General features: G+C 50.4%; 16 protein-coding genes. 6 read left to right on the forward strand and 10 right to left on the reverse strand.

Annotated features, from left to right (window positions below):
• Positions 1–129 precede the first annotated feature (129 nt).
• Positions 130–351, reverse strand: a complete 222-nt coding sequence (locus GWG06_RS29705; protein WP_160718090.1) for a PspC domain-containing protein — start codon at positions 349–351, stop codon at positions 130–132.
• Positions 352–708: 357 nt separating this feature from the next.
• On the opposite strand from GWG06_RS29705, the gene GWG06_RS29710 reads away from it, so the two are divergent.
• The 3 genes from GWG06_RS29710 (at position 709) to GWG06_RS29720 (ending at position 4,289) form a co-directional block, all read left to right on the forward strand.
• Entirely contained in the window at positions 709–2,979 is a 2,271-nt protein-coding gene (locus GWG06_RS29710) for an aconitate hydratase (protein ID WP_127043562.1), read from the forward strand.
• Positions 2,980–3,061: 82 nt separating this feature from the next.
• Positions 3,062–3,703 carry an HD domain-containing protein gene (locus GWG06_RS29715; protein WP_160718091.1) on the forward strand — a complete coding sequence of 214 codons (642 nt, stop codon included), beginning with the start codon at positions 3,062–3,064 and terminating at the stop codon, positions 3,701–3,703.
• 4 nt (positions 3,704–3,707) lie between these two features.
• Positions 3,708–4,289 carry an LOG family protein gene (locus tag GWG06_RS29720; RefSeq protein WP_160718092.1) on the forward strand — a complete coding sequence of 194 codons (582 nt, stop codon included), beginning with the start codon at positions 3,708–3,710 and terminating at the stop codon, positions 4,287–4,289.
• Between the two features lie 128 nt (positions 4,290–4,417).
• Here GWG06_RS29720 and GWG06_RS29725 read toward each other — a convergent pair whose 3' ends face one another.
• From GWG06_RS29725 to GWG06_RS29735, 3 genes are all read right to left on the reverse strand, one after another.
• Entirely contained in the window at positions 4,418–5,455 is a 1,038-nt protein-coding gene (locus tag GWG06_RS29725) for a DUF4421 domain-containing protein (protein WP_127043559.1), read from the reverse strand.
• Between the two features lie 27 nt (positions 5,456–5,482).
• Positions 5,483–5,953, reverse strand: a complete 471-nt coding sequence (locus tag GWG06_RS29730) for a metallophosphoesterase family protein (RefSeq protein WP_262888750.1) — start codon at positions 5,951–5,953, stop codon at positions 5,483–5,485.
• A 284-nt stretch (positions 5,954–6,237) separates the two neighbouring features.
• A complete protein-coding gene (locus GWG06_RS29735; RefSeq protein ID WP_160718093.1) occupies positions 6,238–6,831 on the reverse strand; it encodes a hypothetical protein in 594 nt (197 codons plus the stop codon).
• Between the two features lie 84 nt (positions 6,832–6,915).
• On the opposite strand from GWG06_RS29735, the gene GWG06_RS29740 reads away from it, so the two are divergent.
• Positions 6,916–7,719: a CHAD domain-containing protein gene (locus tag GWG06_RS29740; protein ID WP_160718094.1), complete on the forward strand. Its 804-nt coding sequence runs from the start codon at positions 6,916–6,918 to the stop codon at positions 7,717–7,719.
• Positions 7,720–7,738: 19 nt separating this feature from the next.
• Here GWG06_RS29740 and hutG read toward each other — a convergent pair whose 3' ends face one another.
• From hutG to GWG06_RS29770, 6 genes are all read right to left on the reverse strand, one after another.
• Positions 7,739–8,743 (reverse strand): formimidoylglutamase, encoded by a 1,005-nt coding sequence (hutG, locus tag GWG06_RS29745; protein ID WP_160718095.1) that lies wholly within the window; start codon positions 8,741–8,743, stop codon positions 7,739–7,741.
• 4 nt (positions 8,744–8,747) lie between these two features.
• On the reverse strand, positions 8,748–9,977 hold the full coding sequence (gene hutI, locus GWG06_RS29750) for an imidazolonepropionase (RefSeq protein WP_160718096.1): 1,230 nt from the start codon (positions 9,975–9,977) through the stop codon (positions 8,748–8,750).
• Positions 9,978–10,132: 155 nt separating this feature from the next.
• Entirely contained in the window at positions 10,133–11,803 is a 1,671-nt protein-coding gene (gene hutU / locus GWG06_RS29755; protein ID WP_160718097.1) for a urocanate hydratase, read from the reverse strand.
• Positions 11,781–13,349, reverse strand: coding sequence for a histidine ammonia-lyase (gene hutH / locus GWG06_RS29760; protein ID WP_160718098.1), 1,569 nt, complete (start codon positions 13,347–13,349; stop codon positions 11,781–11,783). Before hutH ends, hutU begins: the two co-directional genes overlap by 23 nt.
• Positions 13,350–13,421: 72 nt before the next feature.
• A complete protein-coding gene (locus tag GWG06_RS29765) occupies positions 13,422–13,907 on the reverse strand; it encodes a MarR family winged helix-turn-helix transcriptional regulator (protein WP_127043563.1) in 486 nt (161 codons plus the stop codon).
• Positions 13,908–14,247: 340 nt separating this feature from the next.
• Positions 14,248–14,652 (reverse strand): SET domain-containing protein, encoded by a 405-nt coding sequence (locus GWG06_RS29770; RefSeq protein ID WP_127044549.1) that lies wholly within the window; start codon positions 14,650–14,652, stop codon positions 14,248–14,250.
• Positions 14,653–14,814: 162 nt separating this feature from the next.
• On the opposite strand from GWG06_RS29770, the gene GWG06_RS29775 reads away from it, so the two are divergent.
• Both GWG06_RS29775 and mgtE read left to right on the forward strand, forming a co-directional pair.
• Positions 14,815–15,687, forward strand: coding sequence for a bestrophin family protein (locus GWG06_RS29775; protein WP_127044548.1), 873 nt, complete (start codon positions 14,815–14,817; stop codon positions 15,685–15,687).
• 57 nt (positions 15,688–15,744) lie between these two features.
• Entirely contained in the window at positions 15,745–17,121 is a 1,377-nt protein-coding gene (gene mgtE, locus GWG06_RS29780) for a magnesium transporter (RefSeq protein ID WP_127044547.1), read from the forward strand.
• Positions 17,122–17,332 lie beyond the last annotated feature (211 nt).

Consider the following 17,332-nt stretch of genomic DNA (forward strand, 5'->3'; position numbering starts at 1 on the left):
TACGAATGTATAAGCGAAGATCTGCACGAAGATTAAAAGGAATAACTATTGCATACCTCCTTTAATCTTCGTGCAGATCTTCGCTTATACATTCGTAATTCGCAATTCGTAATTTGTAATTATTTATTACTACAGATATCTCAACGGGTTTCTCCTGGCATTCATAATATAATTCTTCATATTTACCCAGAAGGCCAGAATCATATACACGATGAGCGGGGATCCCATCGCAAGAAAAGTGGCATAAATGAAAAAGATGCGTATCCGGGAAGTAGCTACCCCTAGTTTATCACCGATAGCAGTACATACACCGAAAGCCTTCCATTCCAAGAAATCTTTAATCCGGTTCATGTTCCAAATTTATCAAATTCTGTCCGGAAAAACAAGCGGCGGCCTGGCGGAAGACTGCTGTCACAGGGCGGCAGCCACTGCGGGGTAACAGCGCCCGGTAAGGCTTTAAAGCAGGCGCCCTTTCTGCCCGGATAGCGGGGAAATATCTAATATAATATTTTTTAACAATTCTTTGAGGAGTCGTTTCCAGACCGGCAGATATAAATTTTTGTTGCGCTGCACGGGAATTTCAGGGCCCGGGAAACGGGGAAAGTTTCCCGGGCTGCCTGCAGATCTTTAGTATTTAATTTAAAAACTTGTTGATTTTAGTTTAATTTTGCGAGCAATTTTTAACCGCTCTTAAATTATTTTTTTCCCATGGTGTTTGATATTGACATGATTAAAAAAGTGTATGCGGCACTACCGGGTAAGGTGGAAGCGACCCGGAAGATGTTAGGTCGCCCGCTCACACTTGCCGAAAAGATTTTATATGCACACCTGTTTGCACCTGCAACCACTCCCTATGAGAGAGGTAAGTCCTATGTTGAATTTGCGCCGGACCGTGTAGCCATGCAGGATGCAACAGCCCAGATGGCTTTGCTCCAGTTTATGACCTGCGGTCGTGATAAAGTTGCGGTTCCCTCCACAGTACACTGTGATCACCTTATACAAGCGAAAGTAGGCGCCACACAAGATCTGGCGACTGCTATAGATACTAATAAAGAAGTTTACGATTTCCTTTCCTCCATCTCCGACAAATACGGCATTGGTTTCTGGAAACCAGGCGCTGGTATCATTCACCAGGTAGTGCTGGAAAACTATGCATTTCCCGGTGGTATGATGATCGGTACCGACTCTCACACGCCTAACGCAGGTGGTTTGGGTATGGTGGCTATCGGTGTTGGCGGTGCTGACGCGGTAGACGTAATGGCTGGCCTGCCCTGGGAGCTGAAAATGCCGAAACTGATCGGTGTAAAGCTCACCGGCAAGATGAACGGCTGGACTTCTGCAAAAGACATCATCCTGAAAGTGGCAGGTATCCTCACCGTAAAAGGTGGTACCGGCTGCATCGTGGAATATTTCGGCGAAGGCGCGGACAGCCTTAGCGCTACCGGTAAAGGCACCATCTGTAACATGGGTGCTGAAATCGGCGCTACCTGCTCCCTCTTTGCTTATGACAGCAAAATGGCCGACTACCTGAAAGTGACCAGCAGAGCTGAAGTAGCAGCACTGGCCGACGGTGTGAAAGATCACCTGCGCCCTGATACTGAAGTATATGCTGATCCTTCCAAATTCTACGACCAGGTAATCGAAATCAACCTGTCTGAACTGGAACCGCATGTAAACGGTCCGTTCACACCGGATCTGGCATGGCCTATCTCCAAATTCGCGCAGGCAGTTAAGGAAAACAACTGGCCTGAGAAACTGGAAGTAGCACTGATCGGTTCCTGCACCAACTCTTCCTATGAAGATATCTCCCGTTCTGCTTCCCTGGCGAAACAAGCCATCGATAAAGGACTGGATATGAAATCTGAGTTCACCATCACTCCGGGTTCTGAGCTGGTACGCTACACCATCGAAAGAGATGGTCTGCTGGCTACCTTCGACCAGGTAGGCGGTGTTGTTCTCGCTAATGCGTGCGGTCCCTGCATTGGTCAGTGGGCCCGTCATATCGACGATCCAAACCGTAAAAACTCCATCATCACTTCCTTCAACCGTAACTTCGCGAAAAGGAACGATGGCAACGCTTCTACACACGCATTCGTAGCATCTCCTGAAATTGTTACTGCGCTGGCTATTGCAGGTGATATCACCTTCAACCCGCTGACAGATAAACTGAAGAACAAAGCAGGTGAAGAAGTAATGCTGGACGAACCTACCGGTTATGAACTGCCGGTGAAAGGTTTCGCAGTAGACGATGCCGGCTACCAGGCTCCTGCTGAAGATGGCAGCGGCGTAGTAGTGAAGGTATCTCCTACTTCCGATCGTCTGCAGCTGCTGGAACCATTCGCTGCATGGGAAGGTACAGATCTGAAAGGTCTGAAACTGCTCATCAAGGCGAAAGGTAAATGTACCACTGACCACATCTCTATGGCTGGTCCATGGCTGAAATACCGCGGTCACCTGGATAACATTTCCAACAACATGCTGATCGGCGCTATCAACTACTTCAACGATAAAAGCGATACCGTTAAGAACGCATTAACCGGCGAATATGGCGCAGTTCCTGCTACCATGCGCGCTTACAAAGCTGCCGGCTTCGGCGCGGTAGTGGTAGGTGATGAAAACTACGGTGAAGGCTCCAGCCGCGAACACGCTGCCATGGAACCCCGTCACCTCGGCGTTCGTGCTATCCTGGTGAAATCCTTCGCCCGTATCCACGAAACAAACCTGAAAAAACAGGGTATGCTGGGTCTGACTTTCGCTAACAAAGAAGATTACGAAAAAATCCAGGAAGACGATACCATCGATATCGTTGGCCTGACCACATTCGCTCCGGGCAAACAACTCACCGTTGTGTTACATCATAAAGATGGCAGCAGTGACGAATTTGCGGTAAACCACACGTACAACGAACAACAGATCGAGTGGTTCAAAGCAGGCGGCGCACTGAATGTAATCCGCGCTGAGGCAGCGAAAAAAGCATAATACAAGGCTTTCTGTCAAATAGGAAAACGGGCTGAAATTTCAGCCCGTTTTCTTTTTATATTGCCTCCGGAAATTCATCTTTATGTCAGTACATCCATTCAGCGAAACCTGGGACCAACTCAATGCCCCCTTCCTCGCCGGCCATACGCCCGCTCATGATACGCTGGCCCTGCTGGTATCGGCCTACAGCGAAGCACAACGCTATTACCATAACCAGCAGCATATCCTGGATATGCTCTCACTGTTACGGCTGCACGCTGCTGAAATAAAAGATCCGGCAACCGTAGCCTTCGCCATCTTCTTCCATGATGCCGTATATGATGTTGCCCGCCAGGATAACGAAGCGAAAAGTGCAGACATGGCCGTTGCCTACCTGCAGCAAACCACTTTTCCTGCCGAAAAAACAGCACTGGTAAAGGAATACATACTGGCCACCCAAACGCACCGGAATCCGCTGCAACATACTGACCTGGACTATTTCCTGGATGCAGACCTCCGGATACTCGGCGCACCGCCGGCAGCATACGCCGCCTATGCAACGCAAATCCGCCGGGAATACCACATCTATCCCGACAACATATACCATCCGGGCCGCCGTAAAGTACTGCAGCATTTCCTGGACATGCCTGCCATCTACCGGACGCCCGCATTCATCGCCGCCTGTGAAACACAGGCCCGGCATAATATACAGACAGAACTGAATTCTCTTAATACAAGCAACTGATTTTATGAAAAATATTGTAGTTTTTTGCGGCTCCAGCCCCGGTTATGATCCTGTCTATATGGAACAGGCCCGGCTGCTGGGCGCCACCCTCGCCCAACGGAACATCGGACTGGTATACGGCGGAGCAAAGGTTGGCCTCATGGGCGCTGTAGCCGATGGCGCCCTGCAGGCAGGCGGCCAGGTACACGGCGTTCTGCCCCGCTTCCTGCAGGAGAAAGAGCTGGCCCACACCGGCCTGACCACCCTCCTGCTCGTTGATACCATGCATGAACGTAAAACAAAAATGAACGAACTCGCCGACGGCGTCATCGCCCTGCCAGGTGGCTTCGGCACCATGGAGGAACTCTTCGAAATGCTTACCTGGGGACAGCTCGGCCTCCATAAAAAACCTATCGCCCTGCTCAACATCAACGGCTTCTACGATGCCCTCAACCAACTATCGCAAACCATGACCGATCAGGGCTTCCTCTCCGCCCCCAACCGCAGCATGCTCCTCTGCAGCAACAGTATAGACGACCTCCTTACACAGATGGAAAACTATAAGGCGCCGGAGAAAGATAAGTGGCTGACGAAGGAGAAAACCTGAATAATTTGAATTACGAATTACGAATTGCGAATTACGAATGAGGAGCGAAGACATAAGCGGATAAAGAAATTTACTTTTTCGCTTATGTCTTCGCTCCTCATTCGTAATTCGCAATTCGTAATTCGTAATTAATTCCAAAGTGGTTTTTTTAACGCGAAACGCTTCACCAGGCTCACTCTTATATTGCCTGCACCGAAAGCCTGGTAGGTGTTGGGAACGGGCATCTGACTGCGGGCGGTCATGCCTACGTAGTGGACGCCGGCGAAGTAGCGGCTGGAATTGTAGCCCAGTGCGGCACGTATGGTGTTGCTGAACTGGAGGCCTACATTACGTTTTATGGTGCCGTCTTCCAGGAAGAGCGCTGTTCTGGCGGCGCCCAGCCCTGTGGTTAAGGACAGGGAAAGAAAGAAGTGCTTTTTGTATACGAAGGTATGCGCGTAGCCTACGTTGGCAGCCAGGCTGGCAATACCGGAACGGTAATAGTGCAGTTCCCGCAGGAAGGTGGTATCCACAATATTGGAGGGGATCAGGGAGGAGTCGCCTTTGATTCTTGCAAGAAATATTTCTCCGCCAACGATGAAGGAGCCGGCACTTTTCTTCTGATATTCATTCTGCAAGTTAGGTGCGCGGTAGGAGAAACGTTCATCGTTGAAGATATACTGTACATTCAGGCCGAAGTTGGAATTACGGATGTCAGGACGTTGAGGATGCGGATTGTTTCTGACGTATTCCTTATCAAAAACGGCATTGGGATTGGCGACATAATATCCTTTGTAGGTCTGCGCATAAAAATCGACGACCAGTTTACGCAGATAGATATGCGACTGCAGGTCCAGGTATTTTGTTTTACCGAACCTGTCATTGTGCCTGTTGATGAAGGGCAGGTTAAAGCCTATGTTAAGCCCCACGAACCGGTAGTTGGCCCCGAATCCTATATTGAAGGGCGTATTGGGCCGGTAGAGTATATCTTTCTTCTGTTTTCTGTCTATAATATCATATTTGGTATATTTCCGGGAGCCGTAGAGGCGAAAGGTGATATCTTCCGTATGCTCTTCTATGTAAGCTGTATCATTATTGGTATGCAGCCATTTCAGGATTTTACGTTGCGCCGCCGCGGGCAGCACCACACAACAGAGCAGCAGCATTACCATAGTGCGTTTAGTCATAAACGTTAACAGTTGAGGTGAAGCCTGTCAGGGCAGTTCAATTACTTCCAGGTTTTCGATGCGTCCTGCATTCAGCTGAAACCGCAGCAGCGTTTTCACTTTATGCCAGCCCTGCTGGCCGCAGGCGCCCGGATTCATGTGTAACAATTGCAATGCCGGATCAGGCATGACCTTCAGAATGTGCGAATGCCCGCAGATAAAGAGTTTTGGCGGCTGCTTTTTCAGCTGCTCCCTGATACCGGGGGCATATTTCCCCGGATAGCCTCCAATATGGGTCATTAATACCTCTACCCCTTCCAGGTTAAACCTTAACGTTTCCGGATAACGGATACGTATATCCGCACCATCAATATTACCATAAACGGCTCTGAATGGCTTAAATGCTTCCAGCTGATCTGCCAGCCCCACATGACCAATATCGCCGGCATGCCAGATCTCATCTACCTCTTCGAAGTATTTAAATATTTGCGGATGCAGATAGCTATGCGTATCTGACATCAATCCGATTTTTTTCAACAGCAATCTTTTACTGATTATTATTCCGGGAGTAACTGATACCCATGCAAATATACTGGATGCGGGTTAACACAGGGGGGAATAAATTGCGAATTACGAATTACGAATTGCGAATGAGGAGCGGAGAACGGAGCGGGTGAGATTTTTTCATTTTATTATTTTATTATTTGAGATTTTCTCTCTCATCTGTATGTATCTGTAACTTCAGGGACATACTGATGAGAGAGAAAATCTCAAATAACAAAATAATAAAATCTCAAATGAAACTATTTATCGAGGAATCTTGCCAGTTTTTTACCGGAAACGGCATAGGCTTCGGTAATGCGGACGCCGGTATCGAAGTCGTAGCCACCGAAGATGCGGCCGGGAGCATTGTCTACAGTGATTTTAGCGACTACGTTGCTTTTGTTGGCGGTTTCCACGATCAGTGCTTCGGCATCGATGTAAGCGTTTTTGCGCATTACACCTACGTTAAAGCCGGGCTCCATGGAGGTGGTGTGGAAGATCAGGGTGTATCTGGCTTTGGGGAATTCGCCGACAGATACATCGCCTTTTTCATTGAAGAGCTCTTTGAATTTAGGCTCATAGCGGCTCTTGCGGTCTGCTACCCAGGCTTTTGCCCATTGGTCGCCGCGACCGGTTTCTTTCTTGTTATACTCTTCTGTTTTCTTTTTTATGTAGTCTGCTTCATTATCAAATTTACCTACGGAAAGGTCATTGTAGGTAAATTCAATGTTTAATTGCTTCTCATCTTTCAGGGCAGACAAATCGCCGTTTACCAGCTTGATTTTCTGTGCAAAAACAGTTGTGCTGATAGCTACCAGGGAGAAGGTAGTCAGCATGATGTGCGTCAGTCGCATAAAGTAAAATTTTGGCGAAGATATATTTTAAGGCATATATCATCAACTGAGATATTACGCAACTTTTCCAGTAACTTTAAATACATGCTAAAGGCGACGTTATACAAATATCTTCAGCAGGAATGTGATACGGTTGCTGATGCTTTCGGACAGCTGGAAACGGCCGCCAAAAGGCAGCATGCCATTCATACCATCCGGGTGAGCGGTAAAAAGATCCGGGCGTTGCTGGCTCTGGCGGCGCAGCTACCGGACTACCGGCTGAAAACAGGGCGGTATCTGACTTCTCTGAAACTGCTGCAAAGCGTCAGTGGTATTTCCAGAGATACGCGCCTGCAGGAGCTGGCTTTATCAAAGCATGAAAAGCAGCTGGCATGGCGGTTTGGCATTGCCCACCTGTTGCTGAAAAACAAACAGCGCCTGGCAGATGACCAGCTGATGACCACCATCAAAAGAATCTCCCTCAAAAAGCTGCTGCAACTACCGGCACATTTTGAAGCAGCGCTGGCGGCCGTTGATGAAGTAACGGGAACGGCTGTACTGCAACATCGTATCCTGGCGCAATACCATGACACCAGGCTGCCATCGGTGAACGCACGGCATACTGCCTGGCATGACCTGCGTAAACGTATGAAGGCGCTGTATTATCAGCTTTCCATCATGAAAATGCTGCTGCCGGATGCATCAGCGGAAAAAGATTTATTAAAACGCTGTAAGGCTGCAGGAGAGCAGCTGGGTAGCTGGCATGATGCCAGTGAGCTGTTGCTGTTTGTGAAAGATGTTATTGTACAGGCGAAGAAGGAACAGCTCCGGTTACCGGTTAAGTCGGGGCAGCTGTTGAAGCTGCTGCAGCAGGACGCAAAAGAAAAACTGCTGGCAGTCAGTATATAACCCCCTGCCAGCAAAAGACTCAGTAGTTCTCACTCAGGTTGTTGACCACTTCAAAGATAATAGCAGCGCCGAGTTTAGCGGTTCTGTTATCTACATCGAGAGAAGGATTCAGTTCTGCGATATCCGCTCCCACTACTTTCCCGCTTTCCAGGATAGCGCGGTAGCACTGCAGGAAAACGCCGCCCGGCGTGATACCGTTGAAGGCGGTAGCGCTTACTCCCGGCGCATAGGCAGCAGCAAATACATCCAGGCAGGTGGTGAGGTAAATATAATCTACCTGGCTGAGGAAGTGCTGAATAGCGGCGAACAGCGTATCGCGGTCTTCCAGGTGGAAGGCGTCTGCACCAACATAGGTAGCCCCTTCATCGCCGGCGATGTTGAACAGCTGCCTGGTATTGCCGTTTTTCTGGATGCCCAGCGCCAGGTAGTGGAAAGGTTCTCCTGCCTGTTTGCAGTCCTGTGCCAGTTGCCAGAATCCGGTGCCGGAGCTGGGGCCTTCTTCTCCGGGAATACGTATATCGAAGTGGGCGTCGAAGTTGACGAAGCCAACAGTGCCTTTACGTTGCTGTGCATATTTGCGGATACCACTGGCATGGCCATACGTAATTTCGTGACCGCCGCCCAGCAGGAGTGGCAGGTAACCTGCCAGCAGTATGCTTCTTACGGCTTCGCTGAGTACCAGCTGTGCATTTTCCAGGTCGTTGCCCTGACATACGATATCGCCGGCATCCAACAGCAGGGTATGTTCGTTGAAGTGAACGGGGAAGTTGGAAACGGCTTTGCGGAGGGCTGCCGGACCGGCTACAGCGCCGGTTCGTCCTTTATTGCGGCGTACGCCTTCATCGCAGGCAAAGCCCAGGAATACGATGCCCCGTTGCCCTGGCTGCAGTGGTGGCAGGTCTGATTCCAGCAGGTTCACCACACGGATGACCTGGTGCCAGCGCAGGAGGTCTGCTGCTGTTCCATCAATCCGGCCGGTCCAGCTGCTGGCCTGTGACGGCTGATAGCTTTCCTTGGTTATCATAGCGTTATTTTACTTTTTCTCCTTTCTTCCATACCATAGCGGGTTTCATCTTGCCCTGGTAGTAGAGTATGTCGCGGTAGTCTGCCGTAGGATAAGCCTGCAGGTCTGCCACAAACCCTGTTATCAGCTGACCGGCGTCCTGCAGTTGCAGTGCCGGGGCGGCTCTCAGTGTCAGTGCTGCCAGTACTTCTGCGGTAGATAATTTTTCTGCAGCGCTCATCACCGCAGCCTGTATCAGCAGGTCACCCATGGGTGCTGATCCTGGGTTCCAGTCACTCGCAATCGCCACACAAGCGCCTGCATTCAGCAGTTTACGTGCGGGAGCGTACTGCATACCCAGTCCTAATGATGCGCCGGGCAAAACTACGGCAACGGTGGAAGATCTGGCCAGCAGATCTATTTCTTTCTGTGTGCTGGCTTCCAGGTGGTCGGCAGACAAGGCGCCGGTATTAACCGCTACTTCCGCACCGCCTGCGCTGAACTGATCCGCATGTACGGTAGCAGCAAAGCCCTGCTGCATGGCCTTTTGCAGGTAGGTGGTACTGGCGGCGGCGGAGAAAGCTGTTTCTTCAATAAATATATCCACGCGGCTGGCGAGGCTTTCCTGTTTTAAAACAGGCAGCAGCTCGTCGAGCGCCCATTGCAGATATTCGTCTTCCGTACCGGTATAGTCGCGTGGTTTCATATGTGCAGCCAGGCAGGTAGGTATCAGCGTTGCCGCGGTATGCAGCCCCGCCTGCTGAATGGCGCGCAGCATTTTCAGCTCGCTTTCCATATTCAGTCCGTATCCGCTTTTTACTTCGATGGTGGTCACTCCTTCCTGCAGGTGACGGTTGGCTCTGGCCACGGTATTTTCCACCAGTGTAACGGTGTCGGCTACACGCGTTTTGGTAACGGAATCCCAGATACCGCCACCGGCGCGGGCTATCTCCAGATAGCTTTTACCGGCTATACGCATGGCATAATCGCGGCTGCGGTTACCGTCGTAACAGATGTGCGTATGACAGTCAATGAATCCCGGCAGCAACACCATCGGCTGATCAATGAAATGTACTTCACAGTCAGGATATTGCTGCAGCAGCTCCTTATAAGGCGCTACCGCCACTATACGGCCATCATTCACCACAATACCGCCCTTTTCTATCACCGTCAGCTCCTCATCCTGCAGCGTCCCTTTCAAAGGTATACCGGTCATGGGGAGTATCTGCGAGAAAGGACCAATTAATATATTCATGGACTGTTATTATGATTGGTGAGACTGATTATTTGAGATTTGGTTATTTGAGATTTGGTTATTTAAAATGCAGCGGAGATATAAGCGAATACAATTAACTAAGGTCTTCGCTGCATTTTAAATAACCAAATCTCAAATAACCAAATCTCAAATAATTAAATGTTTATTCCGAATTTATCTGCCCACTCCTGCGCCTTTTCGTAGCCGGCGTCTGCGTGGCGGAAGATGCCCATGGCCGGGTCGTTGAAGAGGACGCGGCTGAGGCATGCGGCGGCGCGGTCGGTGCCATCGGCGAGAACGACCATGCCGGCGTGCTGGGAGTAGCCCATACCTACGCCGCCGCCGTGGTGGAAGGATACCCAGGTAGCGCCACCGCCGGTATTAGACATGAGGTTGAGCAGTGTCCAGTCGCTGACAGCATCAGAGCCGTCTTTCATCGCTTCTGTTTCGCGGTTGGGAGAGGCTACGGAGCCGCAGTCCAGGTGATCGCGGCCGATCACGATCGGAGCTTTCACTTTACCTGTTCTCACCAGTTCGTTGAAGATGAGGCCGGCTTTCTCTCTTTCTCCCAGGCCCAGCCAGCAGATGCGGGCAGGTAATCCCTGGAAGGCTACTTTTTCCTGTGCCTGTTTCAGCCAGTTGATGAGGTGTGTATTTTCCGGGAAAGCCTCCATCAGTGCGCGGTCTGTGGTGTATATATCTTCAGGATCGCCGGACAGCGCTACCCAGCGGAAAGGTCCTTTTCCTTCGCAGAAAAGCGGACGTATGTACGCAGGCGTGAAGCCGGGGAAGTTGAATGCATTGGGTTCTCCGCCTTCTCTGGCGAATTCGCGGAGGTTGTTGCCATAGTCGAAGGTGACAGCACCTTTCTGCTGCATGTCCAGCATGAAGCCAACGTGGCGGGCCATGCTTTTCAGCGACAGCTCGCGGTAGCGGGCAGGATCGCTCTTGCGCAGTTCCAGTGCGGCTTCCAGCGTGAGGCCATTCGGTACGTATCCGTTGATGGGATCGTGCGCGGAAGTCTGGTCTGTTAATACATCCGGGATGATATTATCTTTCAGCAGGCGTTCCAGCATATCGCCGGCATCGCTGACAAGACCGATAGACAGCGGTTCTCCTTTGGCTACGGCTTCTTTCGCCCAGGCTACTGCTTCTTCGTAGGAGTAGGTCATCCGGTCGATATATCGCGTATCGATTCGTTTCTGGATACGTGTAGGGTCGATGTCTGCAGCCAGCATTACGCCGCCGGCCATAGTAGCGGCCAGTGGCTGTGCGCCGCCCATACCGCCGATACCGGCAGTTACTACCAGCTTCCCTTTCAGGGTACCGCCGAAGTGCTGACGGCCGCATTCCATAAAGGTTTCGTAGGTTCCCTGCAGAATGCCCTGTGTACCGATATAGATCCAGCTGCCGGCAGTCATTTGTCCGTACATCATCAGTCCTTTGGAGCGCAGCTCGTTGAAATGCTCCCAGGTAGCCCATTTCGGCACGAGGTTACTGTTGGCCAGCATGACGCGCGGCGCCTGCGGATGTGTGCGTACTACACCTACGGGCTTACCGGATTGTACCAGCAGCGAGTGTTCTTCATCCAGCACCAGCAGCTGTTCGATAATTTTCTGCAGTGCTTCGCGGTTGCGGGCAGCCTGTCCGATACCGCCGTAAACAACCAGTTCATCCGGGTTTTCGGCTACTTCGGCATCGAGATTGTTGAGGAGCATGCGCAGCGGAGCTTCTGTCTGCCATGATTTAGCGTGCAGCTCAGTGCCGCGTGGCGCTTTGTATTGCGGGTGTGCCGCGTATGTTTTAATAAAGTCCAAACTGTTCATGATAGATGCCATTTAAAGGTAATTGATGCTGTGCGGCAGCTTCGTTGGCAACGCGCACAAGTGACTGGTCAGCTACAATCTGGTGGAGTGCTTCTATATCGTAGGCGAAGACGCGGTCTTTCGCTGCGAAGGAAACTTTTTCACGGGTGTAGCGGTGTACTGCTTCGAGGATGGGACCTGATTTCAGCGGGCGGCGGAAATCCACGGCCTGTGCGGCATACAACAGTTCAATGGCCAGGATGTATTCGAGGTTGCCGATTACCTGGTTGAGTTTGCGGCCGCTGATGGATCCCATAGACACGTGGTCTTCCTGTCCGAGAGAAGTAGGTACGCTGTCGGCGCTGGCGGGGAAGCAGAGGGTTTTATTCTCTGTTACCAGGGCAGCGGTGGTGTATTGCGGTATCATGAAACCGGAGTTCAGGCCGGCGTCTTCGATCAGGAGTTTGGGCAGTCCGTATCTGCCTTCTATCATCATGTAGCTGCGGCGGTCGGAGATATTGCCCAGCTCTGCGGCCGCAACGGTGGCGTAGTCCAGCGGCAGCGCCATTGGCTGACCGTGGAAGTTACCGCCACTGATGGTATCGGTAGCGCTGAAAATGATCGGGTTATCGGTGACTGCATTCAGTTCGATGGTAGTAAGTTGCAGGAGGTGCTGCCATGCGGTGCGGGAAGCGCCGTGTACCTGTGGCATACAGCGCAGGGAATACGGGTCCTGAACGCGGCCGCAGTCTACATGCGATGCCATTATCTCTGAATCGTCCAGCATGGTTTTGAGGCGGTGCGCCACCAGCTGATTACCGGGGAACGGGCGTATGGCGTGTAAGCGCGGATCAAATGGTTTGGCGGTGCCCATGAGTCCTTCGAGGGAGAGCGCGCCGATGATATCTGCCGCTTCGAGGGCATTATGCAGGCGTTGTACGGCTTTCACGGCGAAAGACAGAATGAACTGGGTACCATTGATAAGGGCCAGGCCTTCTTTGGGACCGAGTATTACGGGCGACAGTCCCTCCTGCTGTAAAACATCTGCCATAGCGGTTTTCTGGCCCTTGTAATATACATGGCCCAGGCCTATCAGCGGCAGGAACAGGTGAGATAATGGCGCCAGGTCCCCGGATGCGCCTACAGAGCCTTTTTCAGGCACCAGCGGCGTTACACGGTTTTCGATGTGCCAGATGATACGTTGCAGTGTAGCGAGGGCGGCGCCGGAAAAGCCTTGTGCGAGTGCATGCACTTTGGTGATGAGCATGATGCGGGCAATCTCTTCCGGGATGGGCGCTCCTACGCCAACGCTATGGCTTTGCAGGATATTATACTGCAATGCGCGGGTATCTTCTTCTGAAATTTTGGTATCGCATAAAGGGCCAAAGCCGGTGTTGATACCGTATACGGTAGTATGCTGCGACACTATCTCCTGTACGTATCCATGGCTGGCTTCCACCCTGGCAATCACTTCCGGCGACAGCACCCCTTTTACCTTACCGGCGGCAATGTCGAGCACAGTGCCTACGGTCAGCTGGTCTATGCCGTATTTAAAAATATCACTCATGATGCATTGATTTATGACTGATTGTTTTGGTGTATGTATATATTGTTCTGGTGTATGATACAGGTGTTATTTTTATTCCGGCAGGGCAGCACCGATGCGCGCTGACAGCGGCTGTTGCTGTACTGCCTGCTCTATCTGCGCAATAGCGGCGAGCAGGTGTTGTGTTTGTTTGTTTTCTGATACCAGTGTTTCCATGGCAGCAGAGATGGCCTCCCATACCGGTTGTATCTGCTGCAGCATCTCTGCTCCCTTCTTCGAAAAGGCTACCAGCTGGCGGCGGCCGTCTTCCTTACAGGGCGTGGTTTTCAGCAGCCCTTTCTTTTTCAGGTTGGTCACCATCTGGCTCACGGCAGAGTGGGATATCTCCAGCTGCTCGGCAATATCAATCATGGGCATGGACTGGTGCTTAGATAACAGGTAGAATACCGGAAACCAACTGGCATCAAAAGGTATTCCTGCCTGCTCATACACCTTGTTCACCTCCATCAGAAAATATTCACTCAGCCGGCGAAGGCGGCTGCCAAACACGAGATAACCGAGAGACTGGTAGAATGACATGTTATTTAATTACGAATTACAAATGACGAATTACGAATGTGTGCGAAGATCTGCGGGGATCATCAGTCCTTTATCCGTAAAATATATAAGCACTTACATATTTTCTCTTTAAAAAGATGATAACGGGCGGAGGTCATTAGAAAAAGATGATCCGGGTTTATCATCATAATTATATAAGCACTTATACAATATTAGTAAAAAAAAACAATTTCATTTGAGATTTTATTATTTGAGATTTGGTTATTTAAATGCAGCGGAGATTTTCGCGTATATTATTATAATGTGGACCTCCGCTGCATTTTAATAACCAAATCTCAAATAATAAAATCTCAAATGAAATTTATTTGGTTTGTCCGTTTTTCTTCTTCATATCAAACCATACCGGGGAGGTATCGGTAACGTCTCCATTGTAGTTAATGAACAGTTCCTCTCCTCTTTTGATTTCCCGGCGGGTGATGATGCTCATGGTTTCGGCGTCGAAATCCATTTCATACTCACAGTTCGGATCGTAGTCATGGTTGTAGATGGAGCAGAAGCCCAGCGCTATACAAGAGCGGGTTTCGCGCACGCCCCAGAGAAAAATATAGTTGTGGAGTTTTGTCTGGTCCACAATTCCGGTATCGTCGTTGGAAAGCACAAGCACCGGCGAAGTTTCGATTCTCGTTCCGGCGGGGATTCTTTCTTTTGTGTAGACACCCCTGCCTTTTCCTTTTGACTTATCAATGTACAAGTACGGCTTTATCATAGCGCTAATTCAGTATAAAAGAAGGCGTAAAGTAAAGTTAAAGAAGGAAGTTATCAAAATCATGTGTAAAAATTTTAGGTTTGCGGCCGAAAATATTGCTTTTACTTGTTACCTTTTGGTTAACAGGGTATTAAAAGCCTGCAACAACGCTAATCGTTTTATATGATCAATTATAACCCGAAAGACTGGTTCACCTTCATTTTCCGCATTCATAAGGCGGATACCGTACGGAAGCTTTTCCCTATGTTTATTGCCTTGTCCATATATTCCGCCCTGATTGCCTGGCTGGAACTGTCGGTATGGAAGCTGTCGTCCAACAGTGAGCTGAAGAATATTTCCCTGATGCACGGCCTGCTGGGCTTTGTCATTTCCCTGCTCCTGGTATTCCGTACCAATACCGCGTATGACCGCTGGTGGGAAGGACGCCGGCAATGGGGTACGCTGGTGAACATCAGCCGTAACTTCGCCATCAAGATCAGGGCCATGCTGCCGGATAACCCTGGCGCCAGCGCCTATTTCAGGGCCATGATTCCCAACTATGCCTACAGCCTGAAAAATCACCTGCGGAAAACGTACCTGCCGCAAGAGATGGAAGCCGTGCCAGGCACAGACTTTCACCCTGACCTGAGCAAACATGTACCTAATCAGCTGGCGCAGCAGATGACCAGCAAAATCATGGAACTGCACCGGGACGGGCAACTCAGTGGCGATCAGCTGATTATCCTGAACAATGAGCTGCAGACCTTCACGGATGTATGCGGCGCCTGCGAGCGTATCAAGAATACGCCTATCCCTTTCAGCTACAGCGTGTTCATCAAGAAATTCATCTTCTTCTATATCATGACGATGCCTTTCGGATATGTGTTCAGTCTGGGTTACCTCATCATCCCCATGGTGGTGTTCATCTTCTTTGTACTGGCCAGCCTGGAACTCATTGCGGAAGAAATAGAAGACCCTTTCGGCAGAGACGCCAACGACCTGCCTACAGATACCATCTGCACCAACATACGCCTGCATGTGGGAGAATTATTGTAGCATCTGCCCGGAAGCTTTCTATTTTAACTTATTTTCGCGCATAGAGTCAAATTGTACATGGAAAACGAAGCATTACTGGAGAAATTCAGCACACTGGTGAAAGAAAAGAATTACAGAGAACTGTCAGTGTACCTGGATGACCAGCTAATAACGGATATAGCGGAACTGATACATGAGGACCCGGATGAAGCGGGCGTCATTATCAACACCCTGTCGATCAGCAGAGCGGCAGCAGCTTTCCGTATCCTGGACTTTCCGTTGCAGGAAGACGTTATCAGGGCGTTGCCGCCGGCCAGGATTGCCGAACTGATGAACGAACTCCCTGCGGATGACCGTACTGCCTTCCTGGAGGAGCTTCCCAGCGAAGCAGTGAAAGAGCTGATCAAACTGCTGGACCCTGAAGAACGGCGCATCACCCTGTCCCTGCTGGGTTACCCGGAAAACAGCGTAGGCCGTATCATGACCCCGGAATATATTGCCGTCCGGGAAGAATGGACTGTAAAAGAGGTACTTAACTATATCCGCGAACACGGAAAAGACAGTGAAACCATCGACGTTATCTATGTAATCGACGAAAAAGGCCAGCTGCTGGACGACTTCCGGATCCGTGAATTCCTGCTTGTATCACCGGACACCGTGGTACATACCCTGATGGATGACCGCTTTGTGTCTCTCCACGCGAACGACGACCAGGAAGAAGCCATCCAGGTGTTCCGGATGGAAAACAGGGTAGCCCTTCCCGTAGTTGACGACCAGGGCATACTGCTGGGTATTGTTACCATCGACGATATGTTATGGATTGCCAACGAAGAACATACGGAAGACATTCAGAAGATTGGTGGTACCGAAGCCCTGGATGAGCCTTACCTCGATATGCCCCTGCTCAAGCTGGTAAAAAAGCGCGTCGGCTGGCTGGTAGTCCTGTTCATCGGAGAAATGCTAACGGCAACGGCTATGGGCTTCTTCGAGGACGAAATTGCCAAAGCCGTGGTGCTGGCCCTCTTTGTACCACTGATTATTTCCAGCGGCGGCAACAGCGGCTCCCAGGCCTCCACCCTTATCATACAGGCAATGGCGTTAGGAGAAATCACCATCAGCGACTGGTGGCGCGTGATGCGCCGGGAGCTGATCTCCGGACTGCTGCTCGGCGGCGTCCTGGGTTGTATCGGCTTCATCAGAATCCTGCTCTGGAACTCCCTCTTTCATACCTACGGGGACCATACCGTTCTCATAGGTGCTACTGTAGGCTTTTCGCTGGTAGGCGTTGTACTCTGGGGCACCCTCTCCGGCTCCATGCTCCCCCTGCTCCTGAAAAAAATAGGCGCAGACCCCGCTACTTCATCGGCCCCGTTCGTAGCCACCCTGGTGGATGTGACGGGATTGCTGATTTATTTCAGCGTAGCGTATACGTTGATGAAAGGAATTCTACTTTAAAACAATTACGAATTACGAATTGCGAATTACGAATGTAGAAGCGAAGAGCTAATCTGGTATGCCCCCCAAAAGTTAGACACTTTTGGGGGGTATTTTTATGGATAAACGAGTTAAATACAGTTTAAAACAAAAATTGTCAGCAGTACGTAGCATAATATCTGGCAAAGAGAACGCGGTATCTGCGGCCCGTAAATTAGGGAGTACAGATACT

This window comes from Chitinophaga solisilvae (genome assembly GCF_009928525.1).
In the GTDB taxonomy this organism is placed as follows: Bacteria; Bacteroidota; Bacteroidia; order Chitinophagales; family Chitinophagaceae; genus Chitinophaga; species Chitinophaga solisilvae.